The organism is Klebsiella sp. Shm-1, assembly GCF_040804525.1.
Lineage (GTDB): Bacteria > Pseudomonadota > Gammaproteobacteria > Enterobacterales > Enterobacteriaceae > Klebsiella > Klebsiella pneumoniae.
Map to the genome: position 1 here is coordinate 764,535 of NZ_CP161823.1, position 14,634 is coordinate 779,168.

General features: G+C 60.1%; 14 protein-coding genes. 12 read left to right on the plus strand and 2 right to left on the minus strand.

Annotated features, from left to right (window positions below; translation table 11 throughout):
• The first annotated feature begins 7 nt into the window (after positions 1-7).
• The 12 genes from AB1E37_RS03795 to AB1E37_RS03850 all read left to right on the plus strand — a co-directional run bounded on the left by AB1E37_RS03795 (position 8) and on the right by AB1E37_RS03850 (position 12,084).
• Positions 8-1,030 (plus strand): aromatic ring-hydroxylating dioxygenase subunit alpha, encoded by a 1,023-nt coding sequence (locus AB1E37_RS03795; RefSeq protein ID WP_004151770.1) that lies wholly within the window; start codon positions 8-10, stop codon positions 1,028-1,030.
• On the plus strand, positions 1,030-1,779 hold the full coding sequence (locus AB1E37_RS03800; RefSeq protein ID WP_032448111.1) for an SDR family oxidoreductase: 750 nt from the start codon (positions 1,030-1,032) through the stop codon (positions 1,777-1,779). The genes AB1E37_RS03795 and AB1E37_RS03800 overlap by 1 nt, the downstream gene beginning before the upstream one ends.
• Before the next feature lie 13 nt (positions 1,780-1,792).
• Complete coding sequence (locus AB1E37_RS03805; protein ID WP_004144761.1) at positions 1,793-2,581, plus strand: IclR family transcriptional regulator; 789 nt, start codon at positions 1,793-1,795, stop codon at positions 2,579-2,581.
• 88 nt (positions 2,582-2,669) lie between these two features.
• A complete protein-coding gene (locus AB1E37_RS03810; protein WP_032448110.1) occupies positions 2,670-3,596 on the plus strand; it encodes a VOC family protein in 927 nt (308 codons plus the stop codon).
• A complete protein-coding gene (locus AB1E37_RS03815; protein WP_004174432.1) occupies positions 3,593-4,789 on the plus strand; it encodes an NAD(P)/FAD-dependent oxidoreductase in 1,197 nt (398 codons plus the stop codon). The genes AB1E37_RS03810 and AB1E37_RS03815 overlap by 4 nt, the downstream gene beginning before the upstream one ends.
• Before the next feature lie 26 nt (positions 4,790-4,815).
• The gene (locus AB1E37_RS03820) at positions 4,816-6,072 is read left to right on the plus strand and encodes an MFS transporter (RefSeq protein WP_004149797.1); all 1,257 of its coding nucleotides are present in this window, start codon (positions 4,816-4,818) and stop codon (positions 6,070-6,072) included.
• A gap of 10 nt (positions 6,073-6,082) precedes the next feature.
• Entirely contained in the window at positions 6,083-6,613 is a 531-nt protein-coding gene (locus tag AB1E37_RS03825; protein ID WP_004174433.1) for a cupin domain-containing protein, read from the plus strand.
• A 9-nt stretch (positions 6,614-6,622) separates the two neighbouring features.
• Positions 6,623-7,393, plus strand: coding sequence for an alpha/beta fold hydrolase (locus tag AB1E37_RS03830; RefSeq protein ID WP_032440314.1), 771 nt, complete (start codon positions 6,623-6,625; stop codon positions 7,391-7,393).
• Complete coding sequence (locus tag AB1E37_RS03835; protein ID WP_002916526.1) at positions 7,377-8,171, plus strand: SDR family oxidoreductase; 795 nt, start codon at positions 7,377-7,379, stop codon at positions 8,169-8,171. The genes AB1E37_RS03830 and AB1E37_RS03835 overlap by 17 nt, the downstream gene beginning before the upstream one ends.
• Before the next feature lie 9 nt (positions 8,172-8,180).
• Entirely contained in the window at positions 8,181-8,945 is a 765-nt protein-coding gene (locus AB1E37_RS03840; RefSeq protein ID WP_004151778.1) for an aspartate dehydrogenase, read from the plus strand.
• A gap of 15 nt (positions 8,946-8,960) precedes the next feature.
• A complete protein-coding gene (locus AB1E37_RS03845) occupies positions 8,961-10,430 on the plus strand; it encodes an aldehyde dehydrogenase (protein WP_004149795.1) in 1,470 nt (489 codons plus the stop codon).
• 13 nt (positions 10,431-10,443) lie between these two features.
• On the plus strand, positions 10,444-12,084 hold the full coding sequence (locus tag AB1E37_RS03850) for a thiamine pyrophosphate-binding protein (RefSeq protein WP_004211374.1): 1,641 nt from the start codon (positions 10,444-10,446) through the stop codon (positions 12,082-12,084).
• Positions 12,085-12,220: 136 nt separating this feature from the next.
• On the opposite strand, the gene AB1E37_RS03855 is transcribed toward AB1E37_RS03850, so the two are convergent.
• On the minus strand, positions 12,221-13,489 hold the full coding sequence (locus tag AB1E37_RS03855) for an OprD family outer membrane porin (RefSeq protein ID WP_004211372.1): 1,269 nt from the start codon (positions 13,487-13,489) through the stop codon (positions 12,221-12,223).
• A 377-nt stretch (positions 13,490-13,866) separates the two neighbouring features.
• A complete protein-coding gene (locus AB1E37_RS03860) occupies positions 13,867-14,625 on the minus strand; it encodes a M48 family metallopeptidase (protein WP_032448107.1) in 759 nt (252 codons plus the stop codon).
• Positions 14,626-14,634 lie beyond the last annotated feature (9 nt).

Below are 14,634 nucleotides of genomic sequence, written 5' to 3' on the forward strand. Positions count from 1 at the left end.
CACAGCGATGACGACAACGGTACAAAACTATCTTGATAAAGGGTTGCGCGGCCTGTGGTATCCGGTGCTGGCGAGCTGGGAAGTGCAGTCTGCGCCGGTAGGCATAACCCGTCTCGGCGAGCAGATCGTGGTCTGGCGGAATAAAGATGGCCAGGTGCAGGCCCTGGAAGACCGCTGCCCGCATCGTGGCGCGCGCCTGTCGATGGGCTGGAACTTAGGCGATCGTATCGCCTGCTGGTATCACGGCGTGGAAGTCGCCGGCAACGGCGAAGTGAAAGACGTTCCGGCGGTGGATCGCTGCCCGCTGGTCGGCCAGCAGTGCGTGCGCAGCTACAGCGTGCACGAAGCGCACGGGGCAATCTTCCTGTGGTTTGGCGTCACCGCCGATCAGCAGCCTGATGAATTGAGCTTCCCTGAGGAACTAGCCGATAGCGAAAAATACAGTAACTTCCTGTGCACCGCGGCGTGGAAATGCAACTACCAGTACGCGCTGGAAAACGTGATGGACCCGATGCATGGCACCTATTTGCACTCATCATCGCACTCGATGGCAGAAGGCGATCGCAAAGCCGATATGGTCCTGCAGCCGACGAAAACCGGCTTTATCTTCGAGAAAAAAGGGCAGAGCGGCGTTAACTTTGACTGGGTTGAACTGGGCAACAGCGGCGCCTACTGGATGCGTCTGTCTATTCCGTACAAAAAGCGTTTCGGGCCGGGCGGCCACTTCTGGATCGTCGGCATGGTGGTTCCGGAAGATAACGATAACTGTCGCGTCTTCTTCTGGCGCATCCGCGGCGTTCAGGGCTGGCAGCGCGATCTGTGGCGCTTTATGTACCGCAACCGTCTGGAAAAACTGCACTGGGAAGTACTGGAGCAGGATCGCGTGGTGCTGGAAAGCCTGGCGCCGAACGCCCGCGATCATGAATACCTTTATCAACATGACGTCGGTCTGTCCCGCCTGCGCCGCATGATGCAGAAAGCGGCGAAAGAGCAGTTAGCGCTCCGCGAAGCGCAGCAGGGTGCCGCTTGATGAACGGCCTGCTAACCGGTAAACGTATTGTCGTCACCGGCGCGGCGCGCGGCCTCGGGTACCACTTTGCCGAAGCCTGCGCCGCTCAGGGCGCGACGGTGGTGATGTGCGACATCCTGCAGGGAGAGCTGGCGGAAAGCGCTCATCGCCTGCAGCAGAAGGGCTATCAGGTCGAATCTCACGCCATCGATCTTGCCAGTCAAGCATCGATCGAGCAGGTCTTCAGCGCCATCGGCGCGCAGGGGTCTATCGATGGCTTAGTCAATAACGCAGCGATGGCCACCGGCGTCGGCGGAAAAAATATGATCGATTACGATCCGGATCTGTGGGATCGGGTAATGACGGTCAACGTTAAAGGCACCTGGTTGGTGACCCGCGCGGCGGTACCGCTGCTGCGCGAAGGGGCGGCGATCGTCAACGTCGCTTCGGATACCGCGCTGTGGGGCGCGCCGCGGCTGATGGCCTATGTCGCCAGTAAGGGCGCGGTGATTGCGATGACCCGCTCCATGGCCCGCGAGCTGGGTGAAAAGCGGATCCGTATCAACGCCATCGCGCCGGGACTGACCCGCGTTGAGGCCACGGAATACGTTCCCGCCGAGCGTCATCAGCTGTATGAGAACGGCCGCGCGCTCAGCGGCGCGCAGCAGCCGGAAGATGTCACCGGCAGCGTGGTCTGGCTGCTGAGCGATCTTTCGCGCTTTATCACCGGCCAACTGATCCCGGTCAACGGCGGTTTTGTCTTTAACTAACAAGTGAGGCGGTATGGCGAACGATCAGGAAGTGAAGTACCTGGTACCGGGTCTGGAGCGCGGTTTACAACTGCTGCTGGCGTTTGGCGAACAGCATCGCGATCTGACTTTTGCCGAGCTGCATCGGCTGGTGGATATGCCGAAAGCGACCGCCTATCGCGTGGTGCAGACGCTGGAATATATGGGCTTTCTCGAGCGCAACGCCCGCACCAATACCTTTTCGCTGGGCATGAACGTACTGCGTCTGGGCTTTGAATATATCGCCTCACTGGATGTCGCTCAGGTGGGTCAGCCGGTCATCGAGCAACTGCGCGATATCAGCCAGTGCAGCAGCCATCTGGCGATCCGCGACGGCCGCGACATTATCTACATCGCCCGCGTCAGCGCCGCCGGTTCGCGTATCAACCAGGTCAGCGTCGGAACGCGGCTACCGGTGCACTGCACCTCGCTTGGCCGCATGCTGCTGACCGATGTTTCCCGCAGCGAGTTTGAACAATTGTTCCCGGATGAACGGCTGCCGGGCAATGCGCCGGGCCAGCTGTACGACCGCGAAGCGCTGTGGCAGATGGTGCAGCAGGATAAAGCCCGCGGCTACGTGATTGGCGAATCGTTCTACCGCCACGGCATCTCATCGATTGTCTATCCGGTCTTTAACCGCAGCGGCCGGGTGGCGGCGGTCGTCAGCATTCTGGTGCCGTCGGACGAGATCCCGCAAAGCGATCGCGAGCGGTTGCAGAACGAAGTCAGTATGGCGGCGGACAAAATTTCCGGCTTCCTCGGATATTTGTCACAGGCAAGTTAAATCAACAACTTAACGGCAGGCGCTTGATTGCGTCGGGCATGTTTTACGCCCAAATTCGGGCGACTGAACGGTAAAGAGGCGACGAATAATGAGTATTACCGGAATTGAAAAGCTGGAATTTGGCGTAGACGACCTGAACCACAGCGCCAAATTTATGCGCGATTTTGGCCTGACCGGCGACGCCAGCGGCCGCGCGTTTACCACCCTCAGCGGCGCGCGGGTCGAACTTAACCCGACCGATGCCGCCGATCTCCCGCCAGCCTTTGAGGCGGGCAACACTCTGCGTCGCATGACCTGGGGCGTGGCGGATCGGGCGACGCTGGATGCGCTGCGCCCGAAGCTGGAACGCCAGCCCGGTTTCCGTGAAATCGACGGCGCGCTGGAGTGCCGCGATCCCAACGGTATGACGCTGCGGGTGCAGGTTAGCCAGCAAACGGCGGTTGAACTGAACGTTGAACCGATCAACCAGTGGGGCGATGTGCGTCGCATCGACACTCCGAGCCCGGTATACGACCGCGCGCAGCCGATTAACGTCGGCCACGTCGTATTCTTTGTTGAAGAGCTGGCGGCGGTGGAAAGTTTCTATCGCGAAGTGCTGGGCTTTCAGGTGTCAGACCGCTATATCAATCGCGCGGTGTTCCTGCGCTGCGGCGTGCGCGGCGGACACCATAACCTCTTCTTATTGCAGTTGCCCAACCGCAAACGCGGGCTAAACCACGTCGCGTTTACCGTGCGGGATATTCATGAAGTGATCGGCGGCGGCATTGCGATGAACAAAAACGCGTGGAGCACGTTTATCGGTCCCGGCCGCCATCCGGTCTCCTCGGCCTACTTCTGGTATGTCAACAGCCCGACCGGCGGCGCTTTTGAGTACTACACCAACGATGACTATCTGACGGAAAACTGGCAGCCGCGCGAGCTGGAGCATTCACTCGTGTCCTTTACCGAATGGGCGGTGGAAGGCGGTATCGATCACGATACCCGTCGCCAGCAGAAAAAACCGGAGGCGGTATGACGGCGCGGATAGTCATTATCGGCGGCGGCCAGGCTGGCGGCTGGGCGGCGAAAACGCTGCGTGATGAAGGGTTTAGCGGCGAGATTTGCGTGGTTGCCGAAGAGCAATGGGATTTTTACGAGCGCCCGCCGCTGTCGAAAGCGGCATTGCTGGAGGCCGAACCGGCGCTGCCGCGGTTATTCAGCGCCGAGGTGCAGCAGGCACTGGATCTGCGCTGGTACCGCCCGCTGCGCGCGAAATCGATCGACCGGCAAAATAAAACCCTGGCGCTGAGCAACGGCGAAACGCTGGCGTACGACCTACTGCTGATCGCCACCGGCGGCCGCGCGCGGCTGCCGTCCGAGGCCTGGGGGCAGCATCCTCAGGTATATACCCTGCGCCACTGGCAGGACGCGCAGCGTCTGAAGCAGCGGTTGGCATCGGCAACGCGGCTGGCGATCGTCGGCGGCGGCTGGATTGGCCTCGAAATCGCCGCCTCGGCGCGCAAAAGCGGCGTAGCCGTGACCCTTTATGAACAGCAGCCGGCGCTGTGCATGCGCTCGGTCAGTATGGAGGTCTCGCAGGCGCTGGATGAGTTGCATCGCGGGCAGGGCGTTGATATTCGCCGCGGCTGCGGCGCGCTGGAGCTGGAAGATGATAACGGCTTGCCGACGCTGCACTGCGACGGCCAGCGGGAAACCTTCGATGCGGTAGTGGTGGGGATCGGCGTCGATCTGAATCTCGAACTGGCGCGCGATGCCGGGCTCACTGTCGATCGCGGGATTGTCGTTAATGCCCAAGGGCGCAGTAACGATCCGGCGATTTTCGCCGCTGGGGATGTCGCCCAGCACCATCAGTACGGTCTGTGCATTCAGTCGTGGGCCTTTGCGCAAAATCAGGCCATCGCGACAGCGAAAGCGATGCTCGATCCACAGGCCAGCGGCTACGACGAGGCGCCGTGGCTGTGGTCAGATCAATACGATCGCAATATCCAGATCCTCGGGATCCCGCAAGCGGGCAGCCGGACCATTGTGCGTGACGAGCCGCAGGGCGCGATCTACTTCTCCCTGAATGCCGATGGACGCTTAACTCAGCTGGTGGCCTTCAATAATGCACGTATCGTGAAGCTGGCGAAGCGCTGGATGGCGGCGGGAAGGGATCTCTCTAACGTCCCGCTCGCTGACCCGACTTTCTCGCTGATGTCATTGCGATAAGAAACGCGAACCCTTAAGGGGGAGAAATGACCACATTAGAGACCAACGCCGCGCCTGCAGAGGCGAGCGGCGAGGGCGTCCGCACGCCTGAAAAAGCAGTTCGTTGGGCCATTCCGCTGTCGCTGCTGGCCTGCGTGCTGCTGGCTTTTTTCGACAAAATCAGTATCGCCGCGCTGTTTTCCGATAGTCACTTCCAGCAGGCGATGGGCATCGATTTCGACACCACCCGGTTGGGCATTCTGATGAGTGCCTTTTTGCTGAGTTACGGCTTCTCGTCAGTGTTATTAAGCGGCCTTGGCGACCGGATTGCGCCGCTGCGTCTGCTGACTGGAATGATGGTGGTGTGGTGCATCCTGATGGTGATCATGGGCTTCACCCACAACTACGCGCTGATGGTGACGCTGCGCATCCTGTTGGGCATTGCTGAAGGGCCGCTGTTTCCGTTGGCGTTCGCCGTGGTGCGCCACACCTTCCCGCAGCGGCTACAGGCCCGCGCCACCATGCTGTGGCTGCTCGGCACGCCGGTTGGCGCGGCGCTGGGTTTCCCGCTGTCAATTTGGCTACTCAATACCTTCGGCTGGCAGAGCACATTTTTCGTGATGGCGATGCTGACGATACCGGTGCTGATTTTTGTACGCATCGGGCTGCGCGGCGTACAACTGGAGGCGAGAGCGAGCAGCGATAAAACCTCGCAGGAAGCGCGCCGCAGCGCGCGTCTCGAGCTCTTTGTGAGTCCGCATTTTTGGATGATCTGCATCTTCAACATCGCCTTTCTCGCCTATCTGTGGGGGATCAACGGCTGGCTGCCGGGCTACCTGATTAAAGGCAAAGGCATTCATCTGGAACACGCCGGCTGGCTGTCGTCGATGCCATTTATCGCCATGTTGCTAGGCGAAATTATCGGCGCCTGGCTGTCCGACCGCGTCGATAGGCGCGCCGCCGCCTGCTTTATTTCCCTGGCAGGCGCGGGTATTGGCCTGGCGGCAGTGATGCATTTCACCACGCCGCTGCCGGTAATCGCGGCGATGAGCTTTAGCACCTTTATGTGGGGCACCGGCGCGCCAAACATTTTCGCGCTGCTGGCTAAAGCGACCCATCCACGGGTCAGCGCCACGGCGGGTGGAATTTTCAACGGGCTGGGAAACTTTGCCGGGGCGCTATCGCCGGCGGTGATGGGCGCGCTTATCGCCTTCACCCATAGCATGGATTCCGGGCTGATTTTTCTGGCGGTGATGGCGGCGGTGGGCTGCGCCCTGTTACTGCCGCTGCTGAGACGTTACTGAGGATAAAACGATGACTGATTCAACCGTAACTGCAAAACAGAGTTTGAAACCTGACCATATGACGATGGAAGAGTGGGTGGAGTCGCGTATCGCGCGCTTTGAAGGCCGTAAATACGACTGGAATGCGCTGAAATTCCAGGCCGATTTCGATCCGAAATATCGCCGCGCGCAGATGCGCTACATCGGCACCGGCGCCACCGGCGTCGCCAGTGATACCAACACCGTTCCGGCCGAGCACTTCACCTTTTCCACCATGGTGTTGCCGTCCAAATGTGAAGGCCCGCTGCACCTGCATGATGACGTAGAAGAGGTGTTCTTCATGCTCAAAGGGCAGATCACTCTGATGATTCAGGACGGCGACAACTATACCGAAACCGTGCTGCGCGAACGCGATCTGATCTCGGTGCCGCCTGGAATTTACCGCGGTTTGTTTAACCACGGCGAAGAAGAGGCGCTGATGTGCGTGATGCTCGGCACCCATAAGCCGCATATTCCGACCTACCCGGAAGATCATCCGCTGGCAAAAGTAAAACGTAACTAAGGGGCGATGATGACGGGGTTTCGTGAACAAGGAAGCGGTATTCCGCTGACGCTGCTGCACGGCATCAGTTCCGGCGCGGCCTCCTGGCATAAACAGATGGCGCTGCCCGGCTACCGCGTGCTGGCCTGGGATATGCCCGGTTATGGCGAAAGCCCGATGCTGGCGGCGGCGCCGGCGGATGCCGGCGATTACGCCGACGCGCTGGCGCGAATGCTGGACCGCGCTGGAGTAGAGCAAACCATACTGGTCGGCCATTCGCTGGGCGCGCTGGTGGCGGCCGCCTTCGCCGCGAAATACCCGCAGAGGGTGCTTTACCTGGTGCTCGCCGACGTCGCGCAGGGCTACGGCCAGGCGGAAGCCGCACAGCGGGAAAAAGTCTGGCAGGGGCGTCAACAGCAGATAGCGCTGGGCGGCGAGGCGATGGCCCAGGGGCGGGCGGCAAAACTGCTGCGCCCTGGCGCGCGCGAAGCCGATGTGGCGACGGTGGCGGCGGGGATGCGCAGGCTACGCCGCGACGGTTATCTCGCCGCGGCCTGGATGCTGGCCCATGACGACATTCACCGTTGGCTCGCCGACTATCGCGGTCGTCTCTCCGTGTGGTGTGGCGAGCAGGATGCCATTACCCAACCGGAGTTAGTGCAGGGAGTGGCGCTGCGTTACGGCGCTCCTTACATCGCCATCCCTCAGGCTGGACATGCCAGCTATCTCGATAACGAAATCTTTTTTAATCAACAGCTTTTACGCATAGGGGAAGAGGTGCGCGATGAATGCACAAATTGAAGGACGCGTCGCGGTAGTCACCGGCGGTTCGTCAGGAATCGGCTTTGAAACGCTGCGCCTGCTGCTGGGCGAAGGGGCGAAAGTCGCCTTTTGCGGCCGCAACCCGGATCGGCTGGCTAGCGCCCATGCGGCGTTGCAAAACGAATATCCAGAAGGTGAGGTGTTCTCCTGGCGCTGTGACGTACTGAACGAAGCTGAAGTTGAGGCGTTCGCCGCCGCGGTCGCCGCGCGTTTCGGCGGCGTCGATATGCTGATTAATAACGCCGGCCAGGGCTATGTCGCCCACTTCGCCGATACGCCACGTGAGGCCTGGCTGCACGAAGCCGAACTGAAACTGTTCGGCGTGATTAACCCGGTAAAGGCCTTTCAGTCCCTGCTAGAGGCGTCGGATATCGCCTCGATTACCTGTGTGAACTCGCTGCTGGCTCTGCAGCCGGAAGAGCACATGATCGCCACCTCTGCCGCCCGCGCCGCGCTGCTCAATATGACGCTGACTCTGTCGAAAGAGCTGGTGGATAAAGGTATTCGTGTGAATTCCATTCTGCTGGGGATGGTGGAGTCCGGGCAGTGGCAGCGCCGTTTTGAGAGCCGAAGCGATAAGAGCCAGAGTTGGCAGCAGTGGACCGCCGATATCGCCCGTAAGCGGGGGATCCCGATGGCGCGTCTCGGTAAGCCGCAGGAGCCAGCGCAAGCGCTGCTATTCCTCGCTTCGCCGCTGGCCTCCTTTACCACCGGCGCGGCGCTGGACGTTTCCGGCGGTTTCTGTCGCCATCTGTAAGGAAAGATGATGAAAAAGGTCATGTTAATTGGCTATGGCGCGATGGCCCAGGCGGTGATTGAACGCCTGCCGCCGCAGGTGAGGGTGGAGTGGATCGTGGCGCGCGAATCGCATCACGCAGCGATCTGCCTGCAGTTTGGTCAAGCGGTGACGCCGCTTACCGATCCGCTGCAATGCGGTGGGACGCCGGATCTGGTGCTGGAATGCGCCAGTCAGCAGGCGGTCGCGCAATACGGCGAAGCGGTACTGGCGCGCGGCTGGCATCTGGCGGTGATCTCGACCGGTGCGTTGGCGGACAGCGAACTGGAACAGCGTTTACGTCAGGCGGGCGGCAAGTTGACGCTGCTGGCTGGCGCAGTAGCCGGGATTGACGGCCTGGCGGCGGCCAAAGAGGGGGGGCTTGAACGAGTGACCTATCGGTCGCGTAAAAGCCCGGCCAGCTGGCGCGGCAGCTATGCCGAACAGCTTATCGACCTCAGCGCGGTCAATGAAGCGAAAATTTTCTTCGAAGGCAGCGCCCGCGAGGCGGCGCGGCTATTCCCGGCAAATGCCAACGTGGCGGCAACCATCGCGCTGGGCGGTATTGGCCTTGACGCGACCCGAGTACAGCTGATGGTCGATCCGGCGACGCAACGCAACACCCATACGCTACACGCCGAAGGATTGTTCGGCGAGTTTCACCTGGAGCTGAGCGGCCTGCCGCTCGCCAGCAATCCGAAAACATCGACCCTCGCGGCACTGAGCGCGGTACGCGCCTGCCGTGAACTGGCATAACGCAGAGAGGCTGAGATGGACGAATTAGACATTTTTATCGGCGGCCAATGGCGTCGCGGCGGCGGCAATTTGATGCACAGCCAGTTTCCGGCGGATGGCGCTATTAACGCGGCGCTGCATGCGGCAAGCCTCGATGATTTACAGGAGGCGATCGACAGCGCCGACCGCGCCTGGCGGGAGCCAACGTGGCGGGCGATGCTGCCGCATCAGCGGGCGAAGATCCTGCATAAAGTCGCCGATCTGATTGAAGCACAGCTTGATGAGCTCACCCAAAAGCAGAGCCGCGATAACGGTAAACCGCTGGCGGAAGCGCGAGGGCTGGTGATGAGCGCGGCGGGGACGGCGCGCTATTTTGCCGCCGCCTGCGAGTTACTGGAAGGCGAGCTGCCGACGCCGCGGCAGGCGGATCTATTGACTCTGAGCCGCTATGAGCCGTTGGGCGTGGTGGCGGCGATCACCCCATGGAACTCGCCGATCGCCAGCGAAATGCAGAAGGTGGCCCCGGCGATCGCCGCCGGAAATGCGGTGATCCTCAAACCGGCGGAAGCCACGCCGCTCATGGCGCTGGAGCTGGCGAAGATCTTTGAGCAGGCCGGTTTACCCGCCGGACTGCTGAGCGTGCTGCCGGGTAAAGGATCGATTATCGGCGATGCGCTGGCCCGCCATCCTAAGGTGCGCAAAATTTCCTTTACCGGCGGCACCACCACCGGACGTCACCTGGCGCACGTGGCGGCGGAAAAGCTGATCCCGGCGTCGCTGGAGCTGGGCGGCAAATCGCCGACCATCGTGCTGGAAGATGCCGATATCGAACAGGCGGCGCGGGGCATCTGCTACGGCATTTTCAGCTCCGGCGGCCAGGCCTGCATTGCCGGCTCGCGGCTGTTTGTTCATGACAAAGTGTATCCGCAATTAATGGCCCGCCTGTTGGAGTTAACCCAAGGGCTGCGGGTTGGTCATCCGTTCAGCGCTGGCACCCACGTCGGGCCGCTGATCAACGATAAACACCGGCAGAGCGTGCTGGAGTACGTCGAGCTGGCGAAACGCGAAGGCGGCAGCGTGCTATGCGGCGGCGAGATCCCGGCGGATCCGGCGCTGGCGGCAGGCAGCTATTTCCTGCCGACCATCATTGAAGGGCTGAACAATCAGGCCCGCGTTTGCCAGGAAGAGATCTTCGGACCGGTTCTGGTGGCGATGCGTTTTCACGATGAAGCGGCGCTGATCCGCGAGGCCAATGATTCGGTCTTCGGACTGGCGGCGGGGATCTGGACGCGTGATACCGGCCGCGCGCTGCGTCTGAGCGAACAACTGGAAGCCGGTACGGTGTGGATCAACACCTACAAAGTTTTCTCCATTTCGACCCCGTTTGGGGGCTTTAAAGAGAGCGGTCTGGGCCGCGAAAAAGGGATCCAGGGGCTGAAAGCCTGGATGCAACAAAAGAGCATTTATCTGGCGACGGGTAATAGCGTCAACCACTGGTGCGACTGAGAAAGGGTGAGCAATGAGCGAAATGATAACCGTCGGCGATGCCATCGCCAGAACGCTGGAGCAGTATCACGTTGAAGCCATTTATGGCGTCATTTCCATCCATAACCTGCCGATCGCCGATGCCGTCGGCCAGCGGGAAAAAATCCGCTTTGTTCCGGCGCGCGGTGAAGCGGGCTCGGTGACCATGGCTGACGCCCACGGCCGTTTTTCAGGGCTCGGCGTGGCGCTGACCAGTACCGGCGCGGGTGCGGGTAATGCGGTCGGCGCGCTGGTTGAGGCGATGAACGCCGGTACGCCGCTGCTGCACCTGACCGGACAGGTCGAAAAAGCCTGGCTGGACGCCGACACCGGTTTCATTCATGAAACCCGCGATCAATTGACCTTCCTGAAAGCCAGTTCGAAGCGCGCTTACCGCATTAGCAACGCCAACCAGGCGGTGGCTATCCTGCATAAGGCGATTCAGGAGGCGCAGACGCCGCCGTGCGGCCCGGTCTCGGTGGAGATCCCAATCGACATTCAGAGCGCCAAAATTCCGCTTTCACTGCTGACCGCGCCGCTGAAACGCGCTCCGGCGGTTGAGCCGGAAGCGTCGCTGGTCGATGCGCTGTGGGCGCAGCTTAAGCAGGCGAAGCAGCCGCTGCTGTGGCTTGGCGGCGGCGCGTTAGAGAGCGGCGAGGCGGTGAAGACGCTGGCGGATGCCGGGGTGACGGTGATTTCCAGTACCCACGGCCGCGGCATTCTGGCGGACAGCCATCGCGCCAGCCTGCGCGCGTTTCATAATTCTCCCTCGGTTGAAGCGCTGATTTCACAATGTGATTTCACACTTGTTGCCGGTTCCCGGCTGCGCAGCAACGAAACGCGCTCGTGGACGCTGGAACTGCCCACGCCGCGGGTGCAGATTGATATTGACCCGGCGGCGGCCAGCCGTAACTACTTGATGGACAATACCCTGGTGGCGGATTGCCGGGCGCTATTAGCGGCGCTGGCAGCGCGGGTGCAGGGCCGGATATGGGGCGATGCGCGTTGGGATAGCCAACTTAAAGAGGCGGTAGAGGCGGCGGAGCAGGGGCTGCGCGACCAGTGCGGCGATTACGCTAAATTGAATGACGCGATTGCGCAGGCGCTGCCCGATGACGGCATCCTGGTGCGCGATATTACCGTTTCTGGCAGCCTGTGGGGCAGCCGTCTGTTCCGCGCTCACGGCCCGCTGATGAATATCCATTCTCTGGCCGGAGCCATCGGTATGGGGCTACCGATGGCGGTGGGTACCGCGATTGCCAATCCGCAACGTAAAGTGGTCGGCCTGGTCGGCGACGGCGGCCTGAGCCTCAACCTTGGCGAACTGGCGACCCTGGCGCAGGAGAAGGCCAATGTGACGCTGTTGATTATGAATGACGGCGGCTACGGCGTAATGCGCGGTATTCAGGATAAGTATTTTGGCGGCCGCCAGTATTACAACGAGCTGCACACGCCAGACTTTTCCCTGTTGGCGCAGGCGATGGGTCTGCAGGCGTGGAGCGTGGATCGGGCTGAGGATTTCCAGGCGGTGATGACCGAAGCGCTGGCGATGCCGGGGCCATCGGTGGTGGAAGTGAAGATGGGCCAGATTGGCGCGCTGCGCTTTGCCGGCCCGCCGCAGAAGACGCTGTATTAATGATAACCCAGTGACCCCAACCCTCTCCCTTCCGGGGAGAGGGTACCGCACGGCACAGGGGGTTAATCAAGGCGCCGGACGGTTGCTCCTGCGCGCCGGGAGAGGGCCGGCTCACTGGAGAGGGTTCATTATATGGTTAAAACACGTTAAACGGATATTCGACGTAGAACCGCACTTCATTCCCGCTGACGTTATAGTCGCTGGCGTTGCTGGAAACGCGCAGCACCGAATAGCGGAGTCTCAATTTCAAATCTTTCGCCATGCCGTTTTGCACCTGGTACTGCACCTGGTTGAACCATTCGTGTTCTTTACCGTTGCTGGTCTCGGCGGTTTTAATGTTATCCCCGCGAACGTAGGCGGTGGTCCAGCTCAGGCCCGGTACGCCCAGTCCGGCAAAATCCAGGCCATAGGAGGCCTGCCAGGAACGTTCATCCTCGCCGTTAAAATCTGACCAGTAGGAGTTAGCCAGCCAGATGGTGTTGCCGCCATCGCCGACGCCGCCCTGGTTCTGGTAGCCGCCATAATGGTAGCCGGTGCTGCCGCTGCTTTGCTGGTAAGCGACCTTAAAGGTGTGAATATCCCAGATATAGCTGGCGGCAAGGCTCCAGATGCTGTTGCTGCGCCCGGTGCCATTGGCGTCGGCATATTCTTGATTTAAGCGCGAGTTATAGCCGTTGAAGTCAACAATCAGCTGCTGGTCGGCGGCGAACGGCTGCTTGTAGTTCAGGCCGAGATACTGCTTATTCAGCACGTCTTCGACGTGCGAAGCGTAAAGCGCGCCGCTGAGCTGGTCGTTGAATTGATAGCTGACGCCGCCAAAGGTCAGGCTTTTCAGGCCGCTGTTGTGGCTGTCGTCGCTTTTGCGCTGCTGATCGGTGAGATAACCGGCGTTAATTTCCAGACCGTCGATTTCTCTTGAGGTCAGCATGGTACCGGTATAGCTCTCGTACAGCAGTCGCGAGTCATCGGCGTAGACGATAGGCAGCATCGGGCGCTGGCTACCGTAGCTGAGGACGGTATTCGAGAAGCGCATTTTAGCGGTAGCGCCAAATTTTGCTAAATCGGACTTCGCGCGGCCATCATCATCCTGGGCGAAAAAGTCGATACCGCCCGCGCCGCTGCGGCCGCGGCCGCCGTCGAGGCGCACGGCGTACTGCGCAATGCCGTCAACGCCGAAGCCGACCGGCCCTTGAGTAAAGCCGGACTCAAAGGTCGCGATGATACCCTGACCCCATTCGGCTTTATCCGGCAAACCATCGCGATAATCGCGTTTGATATAAGCGTTACGTAAAAAGAGATCCAGGTGGCTGTCTTCAATAAAGCCCTGACTGGTAGATTGTTGGCTGGCGAAAGCCGGCGCGGCGGCAATAATGCCAAGTGCGATTAATGGTAATTCTTTTTTCACTGAGGGCACTTCTCTGTCTGTCGATATATTCAAGGGAATCACTGCTGACCAGATATTCTCCTGAAATAATGTCGAAAGCAATCATTGTGTGAGCAGTTATTGCAGCCGGAAACAGGTTGTATGGTGCATGAGCCGTGCGCCAGGCAGTAAGGGGTGGACTATTTATTATTCGGGTAAAGACGATTCTGGAAGCCAGATAGTGTGCGGCCTTTTTAATTTACCAAATAATATATTTCTGAATCGCCGGGCATAAAATAATTGGCTGTGATGCGCTGTGATAATAATTAACGGTTTGTGCGCTTAAATTATCAATTAATGCGGCTAAATATTTTTACGGATATATAAAAAAGGGAGGCAATAATGCCTCCCGCTGATGATTATTTAATCCCGTCGGCCTTCATGCGATCGCGAATATGCTGGGCGCGCGCTTCTGAGGCCGGGTGATCGTCAAACATCGAACTCTGACGACCGGCTTCCAGCTTGGCCAGTTTCTCGAAGCTGGTGGCCAGTCCCGACGGATTGATACCGTGCTTACGCAGCAGGTCGTAAGAGTAGTCATCCGCTTCCGATTCCTGACGCTGGGAGAACTGCGAGTTCACCAGTTTTTCGCCCAGATCGCCCAACTGAGACTGCGACAGGCTACCGACGATACCGCCCGCGGAGGCCGCCGCCGCACGCACGGCGTTGGTACCCAGGGCGACCTGCATGCCTTTCTTCACGTGGCCCAGCGCGACGTGGCCCATTTCGTGGCCGATCACCGCCTCGACTTCATTATCGTTCATCAGATCCATCAGCCCGCTGTAGACGCGGATGCAGCCGTTGGCCATGGCGAAGGCGTTGACATCCTTGGTCTCATAGACCTTGTAGTTCACGGGCTGACCATTGATGTTATCGCCCAGCGCAGCCGCGATTTTGTTCAGCCGCTGGCTGTATTCACTGTTGGCCGGGGCGATTTTCGCTTTGGCGTCCATCTCTTTACAGGCCTGGTCGCTTAAGGTTTTCACCTGCGCGTCGCTGAGAGAGTATGCCTGGAAGGCTTCGGCGCCTGAGCTGAGCAGACCGTTGGAGTCCATGTTCTGACATCCGGTGAGGGTTGCTGCGATCCCAAGAGCAAGTACGGTTGAGCGAATTTTCATTTTTATCTT